Annotated in this window: 18 protein-coding genes; 8 read left to right on the plus strand and 10 right to left on the minus strand. The window is 60.9% G+C overall.

Annotated elements, in window-relative coordinates; all coding sequences use genetic code 11:
- Positions 1 to 68: 68 nt before the first annotated feature.
- The 3 genes from AC1RME_RS04125 to AC1RME_RS04135 all read right to left on the minus strand — a co-directional run bounded on the left by AC1RME_RS04125 (position 69) and on the right by AC1RME_RS04135 (position 3,831).
- Positions 69 to 1,304 (minus strand): aromatic ring-hydroxylating oxygenase subunit alpha, encoded by a 1,236-nt coding sequence (locus tag AC1RME_RS04125; RefSeq protein WP_493090556.1) that lies wholly within the window; start codon positions 1,302 to 1,304, stop codon positions 69 to 71.
- Between the two features lie 103 nt (positions 1,305 to 1,407).
- The gene (locus AC1RME_RS04130; protein WP_493090558.1) at positions 1,408 to 2,748 is read right to left on the minus strand and encodes an MmgE/PrpD family protein; all 1,341 of its coding nucleotides are present in this window, start codon (positions 2,746 to 2,748) and stop codon (positions 1,408 to 1,410) included.
- Between the two features lie 123 nt (positions 2,749 to 2,871).
- Positions 2,872 to 3,831: a LysR family transcriptional regulator gene (locus AC1RME_RS04135; RefSeq protein ID WP_096821679.1), complete on the minus strand. Its 960-nt coding sequence runs from the start codon at positions 3,829 to 3,831 to the stop codon at positions 2,872 to 2,874.
- Between the two features lie 366 nt (positions 3,832 to 4,197).
- Between AC1RME_RS04135 and AC1RME_RS04140 the strand changes: the two genes are divergently transcribed.
- The 7 genes from AC1RME_RS04140 (at position 4,198) to AC1RME_RS04170 (ending at position 12,288) form a co-directional block, all read left to right on the plus strand.
- A complete protein-coding gene (locus AC1RME_RS04140; protein WP_096821680.1) occupies positions 4,198 to 5,232 on the plus strand; it encodes a quaternary amine ABC transporter ATP-binding protein in 1,035 nt (344 codons plus the stop codon).
- Positions 5,233 to 5,299: 67 nt separating this feature from the next.
- Positions 5,300 to 6,253 (plus strand): glycine betaine/L-proline ABC transporter permease ProW, encoded by a 954-nt coding sequence (gene proW, locus AC1RME_RS04145; RefSeq protein ID WP_102621643.1) that lies wholly within the window; start codon positions 5,300 to 5,302, stop codon positions 6,251 to 6,253.
- 42 nt (positions 6,254 to 6,295) lie between these two features.
- Positions 6,296 to 7,318: a glycine betaine/L-proline ABC transporter substrate-binding protein ProX gene (proX, locus tag AC1RME_RS04150; RefSeq protein ID WP_493090560.1), complete on the plus strand. Its 1,023-nt coding sequence runs from the start codon at positions 6,296 to 6,298 to the stop codon at positions 7,316 to 7,318.
- Between the two features lie 42 nt (positions 7,319 to 7,360).
- A complete protein-coding gene (locus AC1RME_RS04155; RefSeq protein WP_096821682.1) occupies positions 7,361 to 8,677 on the plus strand; it encodes an NAD(P)/FAD-dependent oxidoreductase in 1,317 nt (438 codons plus the stop codon).
- A gap of 62 nt (positions 8,678 to 8,739) precedes the next feature.
- Positions 8,740 to 9,642: a dihydrodipicolinate synthase family protein gene (locus AC1RME_RS04160; protein WP_493090562.1), complete on the plus strand. Its 903-nt coding sequence runs from the start codon at positions 8,740 to 8,742 to the stop codon at positions 9,640 to 9,642.
- Between the two features lies 1 nt (position 9,643).
- Positions 9,644 to 11,134 carry an aldehyde dehydrogenase gene (locus tag AC1RME_RS04165; RefSeq protein ID WP_493090564.1) on the plus strand — a complete coding sequence of 497 codons (1,491 nt, stop codon included), beginning with the start codon at positions 9,644 to 9,646 and terminating at the stop codon, positions 11,132 to 11,134.
- A gap of 128 nt (positions 11,135 to 11,262) precedes the next feature.
- A complete protein-coding gene (locus AC1RME_RS04170) occupies positions 11,263 to 12,288 on the plus strand; it encodes a GlxA family transcriptional regulator (protein ID WP_493090843.1) in 1,026 nt (341 codons plus the stop codon).
- Positions 12,289 to 12,414: 126 nt separating this feature from the next.
- Here the strand turns inward: AC1RME_RS04170 and dmpG are convergent, their stop codons facing one another.
- The 7 genes from dmpG to AC1RME_RS04205 form a co-directional block, all read right to left on the minus strand.
- Positions 12,415 to 13,434: a 4-hydroxy-2-oxovalerate aldolase gene (gene dmpG, locus AC1RME_RS04175; protein ID WP_096821685.1), complete on the minus strand. Its 1,020-nt coding sequence runs from the start codon at positions 13,432 to 13,434 to the stop codon at positions 12,415 to 12,417.
- A 10-nt stretch (positions 13,435 to 13,444) separates the two neighbouring features.
- Positions 13,445 to 14,386, minus strand: a complete 942-nt coding sequence (locus AC1RME_RS04180; protein WP_096821686.1) for an acetaldehyde dehydrogenase (acetylating) — start codon at positions 14,384 to 14,386, stop codon at positions 13,445 to 13,447.
- A gap of 58 nt (positions 14,387 to 14,444) precedes the next feature.
- Positions 14,445 to 15,236, minus strand: a complete 792-nt coding sequence (locus AC1RME_RS04185; RefSeq protein WP_096821687.1) for a 2-keto-4-pentenoate hydratase — start codon at positions 15,234 to 15,236, stop codon at positions 14,445 to 14,447.
- A complete protein-coding gene (mhpA, locus tag AC1RME_RS04190) occupies positions 15,233 to 16,984 on the minus strand; it encodes a bifunctional 3-(3-hydroxy-phenyl)propionate/3-hydroxycinnamic acid hydroxylase MhpA (protein WP_096821688.1) in 1,752 nt (583 codons plus the stop codon). The genes AC1RME_RS04185 and mhpA overlap by 4 nt, the downstream gene beginning before the upstream one ends.
- A gap of 13 nt (positions 16,985 to 16,997) precedes the next feature.
- Positions 16,998 to 18,008, minus strand: a complete 1,011-nt coding sequence (locus tag AC1RME_RS04195) for a VOC family protein (RefSeq protein WP_096821689.1) — start codon at positions 18,006 to 18,008, stop codon at positions 16,998 to 17,000.
- Between the two features lie 9 nt (positions 18,009 to 18,017).
- On the minus strand, positions 18,018 to 18,887 hold the full coding sequence (locus AC1RME_RS04200) for an alpha/beta fold hydrolase (RefSeq protein WP_096821690.1): 870 nt from the start codon (positions 18,885 to 18,887) through the stop codon (positions 18,018 to 18,020).
- 168 nt (positions 18,888 to 19,055) lie between these two features.
- Positions 19,056 to 19,661 (minus strand): TetR/AcrR family transcriptional regulator, encoded by a 606-nt coding sequence (locus AC1RME_RS04205; protein WP_096821825.1) that lies wholly within the window; start codon positions 19,659 to 19,661, stop codon positions 19,056 to 19,058.
- Positions 19,662 to 19,856: 195 nt separating this feature from the next.
- Here AC1RME_RS04205 and AC1RME_RS04210 point away from each other — a divergent pair, with 195 nt between their 5' ends.
- Complete coding sequence (locus AC1RME_RS04210; RefSeq protein WP_096821691.1) at positions 19,857 to 20,930, plus strand: amidohydrolase family protein; 1,074 nt, start codon at positions 19,857 to 19,859, stop codon at positions 20,928 to 20,930.
- The last annotated feature ends 3 nt before the right edge of the window (positions 20,931 to 20,933 follow it).

The raw sequence follows: 20,933 nt of genomic DNA on the forward strand, positions 1-20,933 counted from the left end.
GCGTTTGCCAAGGTGCCGGGCCTGCGACGCTGGGACGCAGGCCCGGCCGATGTTGCCCCGAATGCCGGTCAGCCCACGGACTTCAACGGAATCGGCCCCTTGAGCCGGTCCGTCATCGTGGCGCAGTACCAGTCATCGAACTGGCAGACGCCGGTCTCCGCTGTTTCCGAGAACGGCCCCGGTTCATAGGACGGAGAGGTCACGCCACGCTGGGTACCTTCGACCAGCGTGCGGTCCTGATCATTGGTGGCGACCCAGACTTTGGTCAGGCGTTCGAGGTCGTAATCCACGCCTTCCACCGCCGTGTCCGGCACCAGCCATTTGGTGGTGACCATGGTTTGCGTGGCGCTGATCGGGAGCACCCGGAAGCTCAGGGCGTGGTCGCCGAGGAAGTGGTTCCAGGTGGACGGGTAGTGGAAGTAAAGCAGCGCGCCGATGTCCGGTTCGGCGGTCTTGTCCAGGCGCCCGGCCACCGCAGGTTTGCCGTCCATGGTGTAGCTGACCGCCCCGGACGACATCGGGATGCGGGTCATGCGGTACTGGCCGTTGATGTCCATCACCAGTCGGCTTGGCAGCCCGGCTTTCTCGCAGGTGTTCCAGTAGGCCGTCAGGTGCGGATCATCTTCGCCGCCGGCGCCACCCACGGACGGGTTGTCGACGTAGGATTTCAGCAGTTCGGGGTGGGAGCCGTCGCAGTGGTAGCACTCGCGGTTGTTCTCGAACACCAGTTTCCAGTTACCGTTCTCGATGATGGTCGACTCGAAAGCCACTTTGCAGTTGTCCAGATAATGCGGGGCAATGAACGGGCTGACGGCCTTGCGAAAGCCTTCGAAGTCCGGCGCCCTGGTGGCGACGCAGACATAGATGTAGCTGTGCACGATTTCGCAGTGCACGGATTTGAGGTTGTACTGCGCCTTGTCGAAATCCGGGCCCATGTTGCCGGCGTACAGCAGGTTGCCGTCCAGCTCGTAAGTCCACTTGTGGTAGGGACAGACCATCTTCGCGACTTTGCCGTGCTCGTGTTCGCAGATCTTGGCGCCGCGATGGCGGCAGGCGTTGTGAAACGCCCGGACCTCGCCATCCTTGCCACGCACTACGGCGACCGGGTAATCGCCGATCTGCAGGGTGAAGTACTGGCCGGGCTTGGAAATTTCGAAGGTGTGGCCGGCGAAAATCCAGTCTTTGTGCCAGATCTGTTCGAGGTCCTGGCGGTAGACGTTTTCATCCTGGTAGAGGGCGCCCGGCAGCGAGTGCCAGGGTTTGCGCTGTGCGATCAGGTCAGCCACGGTGTCTTTATTGTTCATTGTTATCCTCGTCATGCGCGTAGGGCCGGAACGGGTTCCAGCCTATCTGTGCCAGGAAAGCCGTCACAAACGACATTTCCGGTGGGCAATCGATGCGTTGAGGTTATGGGTGAGGGCGCGCGAAAACCGGCTCGAGCGTGGCGATGGCCGACGCAGACTGATCCAGATTGCGAATGGCCTTTTTCACCGCGAGGCTGCGTTCGCGGCCGAGGCTTGAGGCGAACTGGTCGAATTTCTGCTCCAGTTCTTCGCGGCTCAGGGCCGTTTCGGGATCGCCGCGTGCGGCGGTGATCGGGCTGACGAGCACGTTGCCGTTTTTCAGGGTGACGGTGACGCGCGAGAGGATTTCAGTGGGGAACCGCGCGGAAATATCGGCCGCCTCGACGATCTCGATGCGTGCGCTCAGGGCGCGAATGTCGGCGGCGTGAATGGATTCGCCAGTGACTTCGTCCGGCCCGAGTTTGCCCCTGACGATCAGCGCTGCCAGCGGAAAGGCCAGGGCGTATTGCGCCTGATCGGCATCCGCCGGGGCATGACCTTGCAGGCACATCGACTCGTAGAAGGTCTCGACGCGGATCGTTTCGATCACCTCGGCATTGAGCGCTGGATTCTCCTTTTGCAGTTGCAGCATCGCGGTCAGCGCCGGTTGCGCCCAGCGGCACACCGGCCAGGGTTTGAAATACTGACTGTCGATTTCCCAGCGCTGACCGAGGTCGAGCCAGTGCTCGGCGACCGAGGCGTCCTCGACGGTTTCCGCCGGCGCACCGGTTACGCCTTCCATGGCCATCAGCAGGGCATTCAATCCGACAAAGGCGCCACTGCCATGGGCGTCGCGCAACATGGTCGGAAACGCGATCAGGCGCATCATCGGGCAACGGGCGCTGAAGTACTCGGCGATGCCGAGTGCATGGCGGAATGTCGTCTCGTCAAAACCCAGCAGCCGGGCGCCGGCGCAGACCACGCCAATCGCCGAAAAACCGCCGGACGCGTGATAAGTCGGGGAGGTCGCCATCAGGGCTGTTCCGGCGCGCAGTCCGGTTTCATAACCGAGGCACAACGCGCTCAACAGTTCATGCCCGCTAATGTCCTTGCCTTGGTGATGCAGGGCATCGGCGAGGGCAAGGAGAGCCGGTACCACGGTCGCGCCGGCGTGCCCCTTGGATCGGAAGTGGCCTTCGTGGGCATCGAGGCTGTCGGCGGAAAAGCCACCGGCCCAACCCGCGCCCAGCAGATTGACGCGCTGACCGTCGAACAGCAGGCGGCTGCCGTACTCGCCGGCGGGGTAGTGTGAAACGGCAAAACGGCGCAGCGCCACACTGGTGTCGTTGGACGCAGCACCGGCCATGACGCCGACGATATCCAGCAAACTGTTCTGCAGGATCTCCCGGGTCTTGGCCGGCGCCTGGAGGAAATCAAAGTCGCGGCAGAATTCGTAGAGTGACATTCAACAGTTCCTTCCTGTGAGGGGAACCGGCCAGATCCCGGCCGGCGCCGCTCCACAATGAGTCAGGAAGGTGATGCCGCTCCAACGACATTTTCGTCGGGCAATTGATAACTAAACCGATGGCTAGCGGCGCGGAAACTTCGACAGGATCCAGTCGCGAAACCGGCGCAGGGCGTCTTCGTTGTCCGCCGTCTCTCGGCAGCTCAGGTAGTGCCAGCTGTTGCGCAACTGCACTTCCTGTTCAATCGGGCGCACCAGCAAGCCGCGCTGCAACAGCGGCGCAACCAGGTGATTCCAGCCCAGTGCGATGCCCTGATGGGTCAGCACCATGCTGATCAGCAGGTTGTAGTCGTTGGCATTGAAAATCTGCGGGCTGGTCGCCGGGCGGTCGTCGATGTCGATGGACTGAAACGCCAGCCACACGCCCCAATCGACATGCTCGGCGACTTGCGAGCGACCATAAGGGCTCAGGTTCAGCAGGGCCGAATCGCGCACGCCTTCGATGGTCGAGATTTCCGGGTGCTGCTCCAGGTACTGCGGCGTGCACACCGGGTAGATCAGGTCGTGGCACAGCGGGTAGCTGCGATAGCCTTCGCGGATGCGCGAAATCTTGGTGATGAACACGTCGGGTTGCACGCCCGGTTCCATGGTCAGGAAATTCTGGGTGGTGATCAGGTTCAGCTCGATGCCTTCGCTCTGGGCGAAGAATTCCGGCAGGTGATTCGACAGCCACAGCGCAGAGAACGCCGGGGAACAGCAGATGGTCAGCACTTTCTTGCCGGACTGGCTGCTGCGGATGCGCTCGGCGGCCTGGGCGATGTTCACGAATGACAGCTGCGCGGCGTCGAAAAACAGCGCACCCGCCGAAGTGAGCTCGACGGCCCGCCCGACACGGGTGAACAACTGCGCCCCCAGGTAGCTTTCCAGTTCGCGGATCTGCCGGCTGATGGCGGCTTGCGAAACGCACAATGCTTCGGCGGCACGGGTGAAACTCTGATACTTGGCGGCAGCGACAAATGCCTTTACGGCCCTCAAGGACGGCATCTTCAGCAAGATGGTGTCAGGGTCGACATGCTTGGTCATTCGTACGGCCTCCTCACGATACGGCTCCCCGGCGAAGCGCGACGAGGGTAGCCCAAGCCTGCGCGCAGGGATATGCCGGCGTCGCAGCAAGGATAGTCGCAGTCGCTGGTGGGCGATGCCCGCTGCAAGGGGCGGATGCCGGCGTGATCGATAACCCGACGTTATCAACTTGCCCCTGTAAATGTCGTTGGATTAAGCGCGGGGATGCTAATAAATTTGAAACGTCCCTCGTTCCTGGGGTCCCAAAAATAATAAAAGGAAACCCGTCGTGACGACATATGACTATTACCGCTGCCGCTTAAAACCAGTTTCGCTCGATTGCATGTTGCTTGAACCCGAATATGCACAACGCGATGGAGGCAAGGTATGACTCGCTCCGACGAAATAATCTGCGTCAAGAATGTATATAAAGTCTTCGGCTCACAGCCAGCACTGGCCATGAAGTTGATAAAAGAAGGTGCATCGAAAGCCGAAGTATTCAAAAAGACCGGGCAGGCCATTGGTGTGTTCGATGCCAACTTCTCGGTCAAGCGAGGCGAGATCTTTGTCATCATGGGTTTGTCCGGTTCCGGCAAATCGACCATGGTCCGACTGTTCAATCGCCTGATTGAACCCACCGCCGGCAGCATCTTTCTGAATGGTCGGGAAATCACCGGTCTGGGCGACAAGGACCTGTTGCAGGTGCGCCGCAAAGACATGGGCATGGTCTTCCAGTCGTTTGCCCTGATGCCGCACATGAGCGTCATCGACAACGTCAGCTTCGGCCTGGAAATCAGCGGAGTCGGCGAAAAGGAACGTTACTGCCGGGCCATGGGCGCCCTTGAACAGGTCGGGCTTTCCGGGCAGGAAATGTGCTTCCCCCATCAGCTCTCCGGCGGCATGCAACAGCGGGTCGGCCTGGCCCGGGCGCTGGCTAACGATCCGGCCATCCTGCTGATGGACGAAGCGTTCTCCGCGCTCGATCCGATGATCCGCAGCGAGATGCAGGGCGAGCTGATCAAGCTTCAGGCTGAGCAGGATCGCACCATCATTTTCATTTCCCACGACATTGAAGAAGCCGTGCGCATCGGCCATCGCATCGCGATCATGGAGGGCGGGCGCGTGGTGCAGATCGGCACGCCCCGTGAATTGCTGTGCAACCCGGTGAACCAGTATGTCCGGGATTTCTTCAACGGTTTCGACACCAGCCGGATATTGCGGGCAGGCGATATCGCGCAAACCGATTCGGGCATTACGTATGACCCGGCCCGTCAAACCCCGATCAAGGCCGACGCTTCCTTGCGCGAGATCTTTCATATAGTCGCCGCTTCTTCAACACCGATGCCGGTGGTCGATGAAGTTGGACTTTATAAAGGGTCGATCTCGCAGGGGCATCTTTTAAGTTGTCTCGGTAATAACTGAACGCTTGTTTAACAGCGCTTCTGTTTAAAAAGAATGATCACGCAGTACGCAAGTGCGAGGTAGCGTCATGTCCGACTTTAACTTTCTGGATCCCTTCCAGAGTTTGAATATTCCTCTGGGGTCGTGGGTTGAAACCGCCCTTAAATATCTGGTGCATAACTTCCGGGATGTCTTTCGATCGATTCGCTGGCCGGTCGATCAGGTGCTCGACGGCGTCCAGTGGGGACTGCTTTCGTTGCCGCCGACGGTCTTCATCATCATCGCCGGGCTTATCAGCTGGCAGATCGGCGGCAAACGCATCGCGATCTTCAGTGTGGCGACGTTGACCGGGCTCGGACTGATCGGCGTGTGGAGCGACGCGATGGTCACCCTGGCGCTGGTGCTGACCTCGCTGTTGTTCTGCGCGGTGATCGGGATTCCGCTGGGCATCCTCTGTGCCCGCAGCGACCGTACGGAAATGATCATCCGCCCGGTGCTCGACGCCATGCAGACCCTGCCGGCGTTCGTGTACCTGGTGCCGGTGGTGATGCTGTTCGGCATCGGCAACGTGCCCGGTGTGATTGTCACGATCATCTTCTCTGTCGCGCCGCTGGTACGGCTGACCAATCTCGGCATTCGTCAGGTGCCGGCGGACAAGGTCGAGGCGGCGCGGGCCTTTGGCTGCACACCGATGCAGATGCTGATGAAGGTTCAACTGCCGCTGGCCGCGCCGACCATGATGGCCGGGTTGAACCAGACCTTGATGCTGTCGCTGTCGATGGTGGTGGTCGCCTCGATGATTTCGGTCGGCGGGCTGGGGCTGATGGTGCTCAGCGGCATCGGTCGCCTCGACATGGGCCTGGCCAGTGTCGGCGGGGCAGGGCTGGTGTTGCTGGCGGTGTTCCTCGATCGCCTGACCCAGGCCATGGGTGAACGCAGCAGCGATCTGGCCACCGGGCAGCGCTGGTATGAGAGCGGGCCGGTCGGCCTGGTCATGAAGTTGAAGAAAAAGAAGAACGTTGCTCGTGCGGTCATTAACTGAACCTTTCTGCTCACCGATCAAAACTCCAAAGCGTGGTGAAACATGAAACTGGCAAATCTCAAGAAAAGCGTCGTGGCGAGTCTGGTTGCTTCCCTGCTGGGCACGGTCCTGTGTTCCGCAGCGTACGCGGCTGACGCCAACAAGCCCGGCGCCGGTGTGTCGATCACGCCGATTTTCCCGACCATCGCCGAAGAGCGTTTTCGCGGTGAAGTGGTCATGGCCGGGCTCAAGGAACTGGGCTACGACGTCAAGCAGCCTAAGGAGACCGACTACCCGGCGATGTTCCTGGCGCTTTCTTACGGCGACGCGGATTTCACCGTGCATGAATGGGAAAACCTGCACGAAGCCTTTTATGAAAAGGCCGGCGGCGATGACGTGATGGTCAAGGTCGGGCAGATCATGAAGGGCGTGTTGCAGGGTTACCTGATCGACAAGAAAACCGCAGACGCCTATCACATCAAGGATCTGTCGGATCTGAAGAAGCCGGAGATCGCCAAACTGTTCGACAGCAACGGTGACGGCAAGGCCGATCTGACCGGTTGCAACCCGGGCTGGGGCTGTGAAGTCATGGTCGAGCACCACATGAAGGCCTATGGCCTGGAGCCCACCGTCGTCGACAACCGAGGCTCGTACTTCGCGTTGATGGCCGACACCATCGCCCGCTACCAGCAAGGCAAGCCCGTGCTGTTCTTCACCTGGGTGCCGCAGTGGATTTCCAGCGTGCTGGTCGAAGGGCGCGACGTGGTCTGGCTGCCGGTGCCGTACACCGACCTGCCTGACGGCAAGGAAAGCAAGGACACCTTCTACGAAGGCAAGAACCTCGGCTTTCCGGTGGACACGATCAATGCCGTCATGAACAAGGAATTCGCCGAGAAGAACCCGGTGGCCCGCAAGTTCCTCTCCGAAGTCAGCATCAGCACCGCCGACGAAAGTGCGCAGAACCTGAAGATGCAGCAGGGCGAAAAGTCCCTGGCCGACATCAAGCGCCACGCCGCCGAATGGATCAAGGCCCACCAGCAAAGCTACGACAGCTGGCTGAGCGATGCGCGCGCGGCGGCCAAGTAAGCCGGTTCGATTTGTCCTCCCTACGATAGACGGTTCAACACTATGAAAGTCAGTTCGCTACCTGCCGATGATGACAGTTGTGGCTGGTTCCACCTGAGCCGCCCACGCAGCCCCGAGCCCGGTCATCGGGGACATCGCTCGGCCCGTTGGGTGATTGTCGGTGCCGGTTTCACCGGGCTGGCCGCTGCACGGCAACTGGCGCTGAGTTTTCCTGATGACGAAGTGGTGCTGGTCGAGGCGCAGGAAGTGGGGTTGGGGCCGTCCGGTCGCAATGCCGGTTTTGCCATCGATCTGCCCCACGACATCGGGGCCGAGGACTACATCGGCGATATCGACCTGGCCCGGACCAGTCTGAAACTCAATCTGGCCGGCCAGTCGATCCTGCGTTGCCTGGTCGACCGGTTCAACATCGAGTGCCAGATGAAAGCCTGCGGCAAGTATCAGGCCGCTGTCGAAGAGCGTGGCATTGCGGTGCTGGAGGCTTATCGCCGGGGGCTCGACAAACTCGGTCAGCCTTATCAGATGATCGATGCGGACGAGTTGCCCTCGCACCTGGGGACGCACTTTTATCGCAAGGCCTTGTACACGCCCGGTGCGGTGCTGGTTCAGCCTTCGGCGCTGGTGAAAGGGCTGGCGGACAGTCTGCCGGCGAACGTCACCTTGTACGAACGCACGCCGATTCTGGAAGTGGAGTACGGCCGCCAGACGGTTCTCAAACACGCTTACGGCAGCATCACCGCCGACAAACTGATCCTCGCCAACAACTCGTTCGGCATGCGTTTCGGCTTTCTGCAGGGGCGAATGCTGCCCATCTACACCTACGCCAGCATCACTCGCCCGCTGACTGAAGAAGAGCAGGCGCGCCTGGGTGGCAAACCGTTCTGGGGCGCGATTCCGGCCGATCCGTTCGGCACCACGGTGCGCCGCACGCCGGACAACCGCTTGCTGATCCGCAACAGCTTCAGCTTCAACCCCGACGGGCGCAGCAACAGCAAATACAACGAACGCTTCGTGCACCGTCACCGAGCCTCGTTCGATCAGCGCTTTCCGATGCTGCCGGGCGTGCCGTTCGAATACACCTGGGGCGGGGCGCTGGCCATGTCGAGGAACCACAACGGCTTCTTCGGCGAACTGGCACCGAACGTTTACGGCGCGCTGGGTTGCAATGGCCTGGGCGTCACCCGGGGCACGGTCACCGGCAAGTTGCTGGCCGACTGGCTGGCCGGGCAGCGTGACGAACTGATCGATTTCCTGCTGCAAGCGCCGGGGCCCAACGGCAATCCACCGCAACCGTTTCTTTCCCTCGGGGTGAACATGAACCTCAAGTGGGGGCAGTACCGCGCCGGTCGAGAAAGTTGAATGAGGTCTTCGAGTCATCGAGGGCTTAGCGATTGAACACTGCAAACACTGGAGAAAACCCTATGAACTTTGACGGCATCTTTACCCCCGCCATTACGCCTTTGTCCGCCGATGGCCAGATCGATTATTCGGCCTTCGCCGAAGTGGTCGAATACCTGATCGAGTCGCAGGTTCACGGCATCGTCATCGGTGGTTCGACCGGCGAGTACTACGCCCACACCACCGCCGAACGGCTGAAAGTGGCCGAACGCGCCAGGGAAGTGATCAACGGCCGCATCCCACTGGTGATTGGCACGGGCGGGATCCGCACCGAAGATGCAGTGGCCTTCGCCGAGCATGCCAAGTCGATCGAAGCCGACGCGATTCTGGTGGGCTCGCCGCCGTATGCCTTGCCGACGCAAAAGGAAATCGCCGCCCACGTGCTGGCCGTGGACAAGGCCGCCGGCCTGCCGATCATGCTCTACAACTATCCGGCGCGGATGGGCGTAGCGATGGGCCCTGAGTTCTTCGATGCGATTGCCGGTTGCAAGAACATCGTCGCGATCAAGGAAAGCTCCGGCGACACCGCCCAGTTGCATCGTCTGGCGCATTCGCATCCTTCAATCCAGCTGTCCTGCGGCTGGGACGACATGGCCCTGGAGTTCTTCGCCTGGGGCGCGCGCAGCTGGGTTTGCGCCGGTTCGAACTTCATTCCGGCCGAGCACATCGCGCTGTACGAAGCCTGCGTTCTGGAGAAGAACTTCGACAAAGGGCGGCGGATCATGTCGGCCCTGTTGCCGCTGATGGACGTGCTGGAAAGCGGCAAGTTCGTCCAGTCGATCAAGCACGGCAGCGAGCTGGTCGGCCTGCGTGCCGGTGGCGTGCGCAAGCCGATGCAGCCGCTGGAAGCGTCCGAGAAGGAAGTGCTGGAAAGCGTGATCAAAACCCTCAAGCAGAATGTGGCGCGCATCGTCGCGGAGGTTTGAAATGGCCGATCTTCTGAGTCAAGCGCAATACCGCGAACTGGCGGCGAAGCTTGAGTTTCGCAATCAGGCGTTCATCAACGGCGAGTTTCGCAGCGCGCTGTCCGGCAAGACCTTCACCACAACCAACCCGGCCACAGAAGCGGTGTTGACCGAAATTACCGCGTGTGGTGCCCAGGACGTGGACGTTGCTGTCGCCGCCGCCAAGGCTGCGTTCGAAGACGGACGCTGGCAGGGGCTGGCGCCGTCGGCGCGCAAATCGGTGTTGCTGCGGTTTGCCCAGTTGCTGGAAGACCACTCTCATGAACTGGCGCTGCTGGAAAGTCTCGACAGCGGCAAACCGATCCGCGAATGCCAGAACATCGACGTGCCCGAAACGATTCATACCCTGCGCTGGCACGCCGAACTGATCGACAAGATCTACGACTCGACCGCACCGACCGGTAACGGCGCGGTGACCATGGTGGTGCGCGAACCGATTGGCGTGGTCGGCCTGGTGTTGCCGTGGAATTTCCCGCTGCTGATGCTCGCGTGGAAGATCGGCCCGTCGCTGGCCGCTGGTTGCTCGATTGTGGTCAAACCGGCGAAGGAAACCACCCTGAGCACCCTGCGCGTAGCCGAGCTGGCGCATCAGGCGGGGATTCCGGCCGGCGTGTTCAACGTGGTGCCCGGCGGCGGCAAGGAAGCGGGCGAACCGCTGGGCCGTCACCCGGACGTTGCGATGGTCAGCTTCACCGGTTCGACCGATACCGGGCGGTTGTTCCTCAAGTATTCCAGCGAATCCAACCTGAAACGCATCGTGCTGGAGTGCGGCGGCAAGAACCCGGCGGTGGTGATGAACGATGTCGAAGACGTCGATCTGGTCGCCCAGCACGTGGTCAACGGCGCGTTCTGGAACATGGGCGAAAACTGTTCGGCCTCGTCGCGGCTGATCGTGCATTCGGACATCAAGGACGAATTGCTCCAGCGCGTGCAGGTGCATCTGGCCGACTGGAAAATGGGCGATCCGCTGGACCCGGAAAACCGTCTGGGCTCGATGATCAGCAAGGCGCATTTCGAGAAGGTCCGCTCGTACCTCGACCATGCCCGGGACGAAAACCTGTCGGTGCTGGCGGGGGGCAACACGGCCGACAACATCTTCGTCGAGCCGACCATCGTCGATGGCGTCAGCCGTGACAGTCGTCTGTTTCAGGAAGAAATCTTCGGCCCGGTGCTGAGCGTGACCACGTTCACCTCCGTCGACGAAGCGATCAGCCTGGCCAACGACACGGCTTATGGCCTGGCCGCGTCGGCGTACACCGGCAGCCTGCGCCATGCACTGAAACTCTCGCGGGGGATCCGCGCCGGCATCGTCACCGTGAACTGCTTCGGCGAAGGTGATGCTTCGACGCCTTTCGGCGGCTACAAGGAGTCGGGTTTTGGTGGGCGTGACAAGTCGATCTGGGCCCATGACCAGTACACCGAGCTGAAAACCATCTGGATCGACGCGTCCTGATCCATCGCGGTTTTTCGCAGGTCACTTTCGCCCCGATCGGTACGCGCGTACCGGTTGGGGCGAATTGCGTTCATTCCCGAGTATTTTGCCGCCCCGGCGGTTAGCATGGCGCTACAACAATGAAACCGATGGACCACACCTTGATCGAACGACGCCAATTCAGCGGTGGCATGAAGGGCAAGAACCTTCGCTACCTGAACGAGCCCGCCAGCGGGCCGGGACGCATGACCCGCACCGGGTTTGTGCTGCTGGAGCATTTTTCCCTGCCAGCGTTTACCCAGGCGCTGGACACCATCATTACCTCGAATCTGCTGCGCCCCGGTCTGTTCTCCACACGCACCTTCGGCCTGAGCGATGGCGAGGTGATCAGCGATCTGGGCCTGGTCATTCGCCCGGATGCGCGACTGGAGGCGGGCGCGATACAAGAATTGGATCTGCTGGTGATCTGCGGCGGCTACCGTACGGAATTGAAGGCCAGTGATGAGTTCGTCGGCCTGCTGAAAATGGCGGCCGAGGCTGGCGTGTTGCTCGCCGGGTTGTGGAATGGTTCATGGTTTCTGGGCCGGGCAGGGGTGCTGGAAGGGTATCGCTGTGCGATCCACCCGGAACATCGGCCGGCGCTGGCAGAAATCTCCAAGGCCACCCAAGTCAGCAGCGAGCCCTACGTGATCGACCGCGACCGGTTGACGGCGTCGAGCCCGTCCGGGGCTTTTCACATGGCGCTGGACTGGATCAAGGGCCTGCACGACAAAGCGTTGGTCGAAGGGATCGAAGACATTCTGGCGTTCGAGGAATCGCGCTACCGGCGGATCAAACCCACCGAAAACATCAGCGTCAGCGCGCCGTTGCGCGAAGTGGTGAAGCTGATGGATGCCAACCTGGAAGAACCGCTGGAGCTGGAACAACTGGCGGTGTATGCCGGGCGTTCCCGGCGTCAGCTGGAGCGGCTGTTCAAGGAACAACTGGGCACCACGCCGCAGCGTTATTACATGGAACTGCGCATCACCGAGGCCCGGCGTCTGCTGCAGCACACCGAGCTGTCTCAGGTGGATGTGCTGGTGGCTTGCGGGTTCGTCTCGCCGAGTCATTTCAGCAAGTGCTACAGCGCCTATTTCGGTTATCGGCCGTCCAAGGAAAAACGGCTCGTCAAATGATAAGAACAAGGTGCATATCGTGGACACCCGAAGTCGCAGCGCTGACACGCTGCCGGAGCTCCACCGGATACAGTTCCGAGACCGGCCCACCGCGGCATGGGCGATAAGCCGGCAACGTTGCACGGTTCAACGCTTGAGCAGATCCAGCGCGACGTCGACGATCATGTCTTCCTGACCGCCGACCATGCGCCGCTTGCCCAGCTCGACAAGAATGTCGAGGGTCTTGAGACCATATTTGGCGGCGGCAATTTCGGCATGCCGCAAGAAGCTTGAATAGACGCCGGCATAACCCAGTGCCAACGTTTCACGGTCGACCCGCACCGGCCGGTCCTGCAGCGGGCGGACGATGTCGTCGGCGGCGTCGAGCAGCGTGTAGAGGTCGGTGCCGTGGTTCCAGCCGAGACGTTCGGCGGCGGCAATAAAAACCTCCAGCGGCGCGTTGCCGGCACCAGCCCCCATTCCGGCCAGACTTGCATCGATCCGGTCGCAGCCTTCCTCGACGGCGGTTATCGAGTTGGCGACGCCCAGCGACAGGTTGTGGTGGGCGTGCATGCCGGTTTCGGTTTCCGGTTTCAGAACGGCTTTGAAAGCCCGGAAGCGCTCGCGAACATCCTGCATGTTCATCGCGCCACCGGAGTCGGCCATGTACACGCAGGTGGCGCCATAGCTTTCCATCAGCCGGGCCTGGGCCGCCAGGTGCTCAGGGGCGATCATGTGGCTCATCATCAGGAAACCGACGGTGTCCATGCCCAGCTCGCGAGCATATTCAATGTGCTGTTTCGAAACGTCGGCTTCCGTACAGTGCGTGGCGATGCGCACCACCCGTGCACCGGCGTCATAGGCGGCCTTGAGGTCGTGCACCGTGCCGATCCCCGGCAGCAGCAGGGTGGTGATTTTGGCGTGCTCGAGGACATCGGCCGCCGCTTCGATCCATTCCAGATCGGTATGGGCAGCGAAACCATAGTTGAAGCTCGAACCCTGCAGGCCGTCGCCGTGAGCGATTTCGATCGAATCGACCCTGGCCTTGTCCAGTGCGCGCGCAATGTCCTGCACATTCTGAAGAGAGTACTGATGGCGGATGGCATGGCTGCCGTCGCGCAGGGTGACGTCGGAGATATAGATTTTCTTGCCGGGATTGAATGTCATGTCGGGCCCCTCAGGCGTTGAGCATCGACTGCGCCATGCGCTCGGCGGTGGCCAAGGCAGCGGAGGTCATGATATCGAGATTGCCGGCGTACGCAGGCAGGTAATGGGCGGCGCCTTCGACCTCAAGGAATACCGAGATTTTGAGGCCGCTGAAGCGCCCCAGTCCCGGAATGTTCAGAGGTGTCGATTCGGCAATGACGTCAAACTGAACCTTCTGTTTCAGGCGATAGCCCGGCACATAGGCCTGGACTGCCGCCACCATCTCCTCGACGGAAGCCTCGATCTGCGCCTGATCGGCGGTTTCGGACAGCACGAATACCGTGTCACGCATCATCAGTGGCGGTTCGGCGGGGTTCATGATGATCATCGCCTTGCCTTTGGAAGCCCCACCCACCATTTCGATGGCCCTGGAGGTGGTTTCCGTGAACTCGTCGATGTTGGCGCGGGTGCCGGGGCCGGCAGACTTGCTGGCGATCGAGGCGACGATTTCGGCGTAGTGAACCCGGGCAACACGGGATACGGCGGCGACCACTGGAATGGTCGCCTGACCACCACAGGTGACCATGTTGACGTTGAGTCGATCCAGGTTTTGCTCCAGGTTGACCACTGGAATGCAGTAAGGGCCGATAGCCGCCGGAGTGAGGTCGATCAGGCGGATACCCGGCTTGATCGAGCGCAGGCGTTTTTCGTTCTCGATATGGGCGCTAGCCGAGGTGGCGTCGAAGACGAAATCGATGTCCTTGAACGCGTCCATGCGGGCCAGGCCTTCAACCCCCTCGTGGGTGGTCGCGACGCCCATGCGTTCGGCGCGGGCGAGGCCGTCGGATGCAGGGTCGATCCCGACCATCACCGCCATTTCCAGGTGTCTGGCGTTGCGCAGAATCTTGATCATCAGGTCGGTACCGATGTTGCCGGAGCCGATGATGGCGACCTTGAGTTTGGTTTGACTCATGGGAGCAATCTCTCAAATTGGCCAGGCCACGACAGCCTGGCGCAGAAGGACGGGCAGGTCAGATGAAGCGGCAACGGATCTGGCCAAGTCGGGTCAGGTGCAAGTGCAGGCTGTCCCCGGCCACGACAGGCGTCATCGGCCCCAGGGCGCCGGAAAGCAGCACCTCACCGGCCTGCAAGGGACGGCCCATCCGGGCCATGGTGCGAGCCAGCCACAGGCAGGCGTCCACCGGATTGCCGAGGCATGCGGCACCGACACCGATCGAAGCCGTGGCGGCATTTTTTTCCAGCAGCATGCCTTCCAGCCGAAGGTCCAGCGAGGCGAGTGGAGTCGGCTGTTTACCCAGCACATACAACCCTGATGAAGCGTTGTCCGCCACCGTGTCCACCAGCGATATGTTCCAGTTCTCGATGGCCGAGTCGACGATTTCCAGCGCAGGCACCACGTACTCGACCGCCCGCAGCAGTTCCGCGAGGGTCGTATCTTCATATGGAAGATCGCGGCCCAGAACGAACGCAATCTCGCCTTCGGCCTTGGGCTGGATCAACTGACTGATCTGGATCTCACCGCCATCGGCGATTTCCATATCGGCGAACAGCATGCCGAAATCCGGTTGATCGACGCCCAGTTGCTGTTGCACGGCAGCCGAGGTCAGTCCGATTTTACGGCCGACCAGACGCCGCCCCTGGGCCAGGGCCCGTTGGGTGTTGATCTCCTGTACGGCATAGGCGCCGGTCAACGAATCGATACCGAAAGTGGACGAGATCCGTGCACAGGGCTCGCGTTGCTCCCGTGCTCTGGCCAAGGCAGCGGCGGCGTCTTGCAGAGGCTGCAAAGGGAACTGGCTCATGCAATTTTCCTCAGCAGCCGAGGCTCGTCTGCGACGACTTCAGCGCCGGGGCTCCATTGCAGCTGGAACTTGAGTTCGTTGATGGCCCGATCCAGATCCGCAGCCTCGACCATGGCGAAGGTGAATTTGTCCGGGCGCACCACGGCGATGGCTCCGCTGGAGAACCCCGAGCGTTTGAACCACGCGACCATCTCACCCTGCACATCCTCCAGTTCGACCAACTCTTGGGTATTGGAACGATCGGTACCGGCGCCCTGTGGACGGGTGCCGAACGGGAAGAGGGTGGCGAAGCGTGTGTGCTGGATATCCAGCAGTTTCCGGGACGCCTGACTCAGGTGGACGCGTGGATCGACCTCAAGACCGATCAAGGCAAAACCGTCGCCCAGCAGGTCATCGAGTAATACGCGCTGGCCTTTGAAGGTGCGGACTTCGGGTTGCGGAATCATCCGGCCTTCCGGCGAACGCCGATGGCGGCGAGGCATGCCCAGATAGCTGTCAGGGGCATAGGTCGGGGCCGGTTTGAAACGGCCTTCGCGAACATAGCGGCCGAGAAATGGCGTCGCCAGGACGGTCTTGACCAGCAGGTTGCGCATCAGGCTGGAAACCGGGCTGGACATCGAGACGAAGTCCTTCATCTGCACCGAAATATCAATCATCGCCTTGGCATGGTGGAAGCGTTCGCTGCCATAGGTGTCGAGCAGCCGCTCACCGGCTTGCCCCTTGATCACGGCGTCGATTTTCCAGGCGAGGTTGTAGGCGTCACGCACGCCGGAACTCATGCCCTGGCCCATGAACTGCGGCGTCATGTGGGCAGCATCGCCGGCAATCAAAACCCGGCCCTTGCGCCAATCCTTCGCCACCAGCGCGTTGAAGGTGTAGACCAGCTTGCGTTTGACTTCGAACTTGTCCGGATCGACGTAACGGCTGATCAGGTTACGCACCACGGTCGGGTCTTCCATCTGTTCGCGAGTCTGGCCGGGCATCAGCATGAATTCGAAGCGATGGAAACGACCGGGCTGAGGACAGCAGACCGTCGGGCAATCAGGGTCGCAGATGAAGCTGAAGTAGGGCAGATGACGCAAGGCATCCTCGCCTTCCTTCATTTCCAGGTCGACCACAAGCCAGGGTTCGGGAAAGTTCTTGCCGCTCATGCCGATGCCCAAGGCCTCACGGACCGTACTGCGGCCGCCGTCAGCCCCCACCAGATAGCGCCCGCGAATGGTTTGCGGATCCGGATCGATTTCGCAGGCCTGACGGGCATCCGTCGCATCACTGAAACGGAAGGTGCTGGTGGCCTGATGGGTCACGGTCACCCCATGTTCATCCTGGGTGAACTGCGTGAGTTCACGACCACGGGCAACCCGCACATTGGGATAGCGCTCGAGCAGATCGCTCAGCGTGGTTTCCAGCCAGGGCTGGTAAAGGAAGTTGATGATCGGCCAGCCGTAGGGGCGATCGAGGCGCCAGTACTGGCCGAGGATCTTGCCATTGGCCAGCACCCACTGAGCGGGCGTATCGACTTGCATGTTGGCTGAAAGCTCGGAGGCAACGCCGGCCGCCTGCATGACGCGCATGCATTCGTCGTCCGTATAGACCGCCCGGGCGTTGCCATAAAACATGGGCTCGCGTTCCAGTACCAGCACCGACAAACCACGCTTGCCGAGCAGATGCGCGAGCGTGGCGCCCGTCGGGCCAAGCCCGGAAATAATCACATCGACGCTCGTTACAGACTCGTTTTTGTTATTCATGACGATATCTCTCTTACAGCGGTGAATATTCGGGCTTGAGCAATGAACGTGTGCCGCGGGCGAAGTTGGCCAGGTTGGTGGTCAACGTGTGCCAGGCACCGCTTTTCTCCGGGCGATGCCCCCAAAGGCTGATGCCTTGATAGGAGGTTGTGCGCCACTGCGCCTCATCGACCACCCTGGCGTTGCAACCCAGTTCCAGCTCGAAACCGCTGGGGCTCATCACGTAGAACGATTGCTCACGGTCGTTGGGGTGCTCACCGATTTCGTGGGCCATTTCGAAACCGAGCGTGCGGCAGCGCAAATAGGCGTTGGTCAGTTCGCTGACCGAGGTGGTCAGCAGGTTCATGTGTTGCACACGGGTACGAATCGGATCCATCGGCAGGCCACGCAAACGGGCGATGGCAATCGAGTGGTGACGTTCGTTGACCCGGAAGAAATCAATGTCCAGGGTCACTCCGGCAATCCGCTCGGCGATGTGGTCGCTGGCTCGTGCATCAAATATTTCCTGCCAGAAACGCTGCATCTGCTGCGGTTTGCGCGAGGTGATCGCCAGGTGGCCCATCCCGGCGGACCCGGTGATAAAACCTGCACTGAGCATGTTCAGTGGCTTGTCGGTCAGCAGCGGCTCCCAGAACAGCTCGACGGCCATGCGTTTGGGGCCGAGCACCCGCCAGAACCTTTTCACGCCGCGTTGTGCGGCTTCTTCCGGCTGGCTGGGTTGCGCTTCGATACCGAGGCGTTGCAGGCGCTTGAGGACTTCATCGAGGGTGGCCTGGTCGCGTAATTGCCAGCCGACGGCAAGAAAATCTTCCTGCGGACCGCGCTGGATAATGATCCGCCGCTGGTGCTGATCCATACGGAAAGCCAGGGTTTGCTCGTCCGAACTGGCCAAGTGCAGACCGATGCCGTGCTGGAGCAGCTCACGCCAACGCGCCAGGTGGCGAGACTCGATCAACGCATAGCCCATGCTGCTGGCGCCGAAGATGTCCGGCGTTGTTCGACTGATCGTTGCTTGATTGTTCATGACGACAACTCAGCGCGCTGTGCGACTGGCGAGGAACGCCAGGGTCACGGAGTTGAATTCGTCCGCACGTTCCCACTGCACCCAATGACCGGTCCGGCTGAACAGGTAGAGGTTGCAATCTGGCATGCGACTGCGTAGCGCCTCGCCACCGCTGGGACGGTTGACCTTGTCTTGCGCGCCCCAAAGCACCAGGGTCGGAACCTGGCAATGCTTGAGGCGTGAATCGCGGGTGAAGTCCCAGCGCGAGAAGCGGGGAATACCGGTTGGCCGGCGCAGGGGAGGGGCCGCAATGACCTGCGGGTCGATACTCGCCTCGAAACGTTCGCGGATCATTTCGTCACTGACCTGGCTGCCGTCATACACCAGGTAGTCGCGGATAAAACGCGTGATCTTGGCCAGCGTCGGGCCTTCACCGTTGTAGTAGTCGAGCAACAGCTTGAGACCGGGTGTCGGCAGGCTGCGAGTGGTATTGACGCCACCGGGGCCCATCAGCACCAGAGCCGACACCCGGCCGGGTGCATCCAGCGCCATGCGCAAGGCACAGGCACCACCCAAAGAGTTGCCCACCACGTGAGCGCTGCTGATGTTCAGGGTGTCGAGCAGGCCGAGCATCGCGCCCGCCAGATCGCCGAAGGGGTCCTTGCGATCCACACCTTTGGTGGATCGGCCGTAACCGGGCATGTCGACCACAATGACGCGGAACTGCCGGGCAAGCGATTCGATATTGCGCGAGTAGTTTGAGAGCCCCGAGGCTCCCGCTCCGCCACCGTGAAGCATCAGCAGGGGATGGCCGACGCCCGTTTCGCTGATGAAAATCTGCCGACGACCCACTTGTACCGTTCGCGAGGTCAGGGCAGGAAGAGGTTCTTTATTGTTCATTGTCAGTTCCTGGCGTAAGGCACTTCGACCCGGGCGGTGGGTCAGTGCTTGCGACAGACTCTAACACTCAAGATTAGAATTGAACAACGGTGTTCAATTATCTTTTTTCGGGCAATAAAAAAGCCAGATTCCCCAAGGGATCTGGCTCAAGAAAATCAGCGTAGGACTTCAGGCTGCGAGAAGGGGCAGATCGTGTGTAGCGATGCCGCGCGCTTCATCCGCTGGCACGCCGAGAGCCCTGAGAATGAATTCGGCCATATCGGAACCCGCGTCGCGCCAGGTCTTGTGACCTTGAAGTACCAGCATCGTGGCCCCCAGTACGCCACCTCCGATCATCGCCATCACCGAAGGCAGTTGCTCCTGTCTAAAGCTGTATTGCTCACTGGTCAGGCCGCTGAGCACATCGTGCATAGGTGGACCGCCCCACATCTGTTGCAGCGTCTCATTGCTGGCCCCGTAGCGCACGATGAATGCCCCCCAGTGCGGCTCTTCATGGGCGCGGCGGATATACAGGCGGATACCGGTGGCCAAGCGGACGGCAGGGGACGCATGGGGATCTGTACTGCGCGCGGCCCTGTCGTTCATTTCGGCACTGAGCTGGCTGGCGACATCTTCGAACAGCGTCTCCACCGAGTTGAGGTTGTTGTAGATCGTGCCGCGCGCTACCCCGGCGATCTGTGCCAGTTCGCTGACATTGACCTCTTCGACACGTTTCTCGACAAACAGCCGGATCGCAGCTTCATGGATGCGCTTCTGCACGGGACTGAGTTTCAAAGCAATGAGCTCCAACGGAGAGATTCAGGACATTGAACAAGCGCGTTCAAAATAAAGCAAATCAGCGTTTGCCGATCATTGACATAATTGAACACAAATGTTCAATATTGATCTCAAGAGCTGTGCGGCCACCGAGCACGGTTCTTTACCCAGTGGCCGCAGGCGCTCGGTCGAAGCCCAAACAAGAGAGTCAGCATGTCAATCAAGCAAGGCCGTATCGATGTCCACCATCACATCATTCCACCTGCATTCGTCGATGCGATGAATGCCAGAGGGCTGCACTCCGTTGCGGGAGCGCCGCTGCCAGACTGGACCCCGGAAAAATCCATTGAGGTGATGGATGCGAACGGCATCGAACGGGCAATTACCTCGCTGTCTGCGCCCGGCGTCCACTTCGGTGACGGGGTCCAACAAGCCAGCGAGCTGGCGCGACGCTGCAACGAGTTCGCTGCGCAGATGCGTACACGCTATCCGAGCCGCTTCGGCAACTTCGCGGTGCTGCCGATGCCGTTCACCGAGGCCGCCTGCCGTGAAGCCGTTCATGCGCTGGACGTGCTTAAGGCCGAGGGCATTGTTTTGCTGGGCAGCACCGACGGGGTGTTTCTGGGTGATCCGCGCTTCGACGAACTGATGGCCGAACTCGACCGCCGAAAAGCCGTGGTATTCATCCATCCCAACATGCACCAGACCAGCGAAAGCATCGGTCTGCAGACCCCGGGATTTCTCATTGAGTTTCTCTGCGACACCACGCGCGCGGCGGTCAATCTGATCCTTGGCGGGACCATGGAGCGCTATCCCGGCATTCGCTGGATTCTGTCCCACTCCGGCGGCTTCCTGCCGTTTGTAGCCTGGCGTGTCTCGCTGGCCAACATGTTGCCGGAATTTCAGCAGCACGCGCCGCAAGGCGTCATGACCTACATCCGTCGCTTTTACTTCGACACGGCGTTGTCACCGTCACCTTATTCCATGGCGGCGCTCAAGGAACTGGTGGAGCCGTCACACATTCTTTTCGGCAGTGACTATCCCTTCGCCCCGGCTCCCGCCACGGCGCTGCAGTGCCGGACGCTGGAAAGCCTGGAGATGTGGTCGCCGGCGATCATGCATGGCATCAACCGTGCCCATGCACTCAGTCTTTTTCCGCAGTACAGCCAGCCAAATGAAGTGGTCACCCCGGCACCGATCTATGAGGGCGAATCCTTCTCTCAACGCTTGCGACGCAGCATGACCCGACCGATCGGTGCGCTGGCAGAGCGGATGCGCAAACGCTGAACC

The organism is Pseudomonas sp. GW822-FHT03F08 (assembly GCF_058801265.1).

Bases quoted from the DNA above. Each gene is read 5' to 3' on its own strand.
- AC1RME_RS04125 (WP_493090556.1), bottom strand. From the start codon at position 1,304: ATGAACAATAAAGACACCGTGGCTGACCTGATCGCACAGCGCAAACCC.
- AC1RME_RS04130 (WP_493090558.1), bottom strand. From the start codon at position 2,748: ATGTCACTCTACGAATTCTGCCGCGACTTTGATTTCCTCCAGGCGCCG.
- AC1RME_RS04135 (WP_096821679.1), bottom strand. From the start codon at position 3,831: ATGACCAAGCATGTCGACCCTGACACCATCTTGCTGAAGATGCCGTCC.
- AC1RME_RS04140 (WP_096821680.1), top strand. From the start codon at position 4,198: ATGACTCGCTCCGACGAAATAATCTGCGTCAAGAATGTATATAAAGTC.
- proW (WP_102621643.1), top strand. From the start codon at position 5,300: ATGTCCGACTTTAACTTTCTGGATCCCTTCCAGAGTTTGAATATTCCT.
- proX (WP_493090560.1), top strand. From the start codon at position 6,296: ATGAAACTGGCAAATCTCAAGAAAAGCGTCGTGGCGAGTCTGGTTGCT.
- AC1RME_RS04155 (WP_096821682.1), top strand. From the start codon at position 7,361: ATGAAAGTCAGTTCGCTACCTGCCGATGATGACAGTTGTGGCTGGTTC.
- AC1RME_RS04160 (WP_493090562.1), top strand. From the start codon at position 8,740: ATGAACTTTGACGGCATCTTTACCCCCGCCATTACGCCTTTGTCCGCC.
- AC1RME_RS04165 (WP_493090564.1), top strand. From the start codon at position 9,644: ATGGCCGATCTTCTGAGTCAAGCGCAATACCGCGAACTGGCGGCGAAG.
- AC1RME_RS04170 (WP_493090843.1), top strand. From the start codon at position 11,263: ATGGACCACACCTTGATCGAACGACGCCAATTCAGCGGTGGCATGAAG.
- dmpG (WP_096821685.1), bottom strand. From the start codon at position 13,434: ATGACATTCAATCCCGGCAAGAAAATCTATATCTCCGACGTCACCCTG.
- AC1RME_RS04180 (WP_096821686.1), bottom strand. From the start codon at position 14,386: ATGAGTCAAACCAAACTCAAGGTCGCCATCATCGGCTCCGGCAACATC.
- AC1RME_RS04185 (WP_096821687.1), bottom strand. From the start codon at position 15,236: ATGAGCCAGTTCCCTTTGCAGCCTCTGCAAGACGCCGCCGCTGCCTTG.
- mhpA (WP_096821688.1), bottom strand. From the start codon at position 16,984: ATGAATAACAAAAACGAGTCTGTAACGAGCGTCGATGTGATTATTTCC.
- AC1RME_RS04195 (WP_096821689.1), bottom strand. From the start codon at position 18,008: ATGAACAATCAAGCAACGATCAGTCGAACAACGCCGGACATCTTCGGC.
- AC1RME_RS04200 (WP_096821690.1), bottom strand. From the start codon at position 18,887: ATGAACAATAAAGAACCTCTTCCTGCCCTGACCTCGCGAACGGTACAA.
- AC1RME_RS04210 (WP_096821691.1), top strand. From the start codon at position 19,857: ATGTCAATCAAGCAAGGCCGTATCGATGTCCACCATCACATCATTCCA.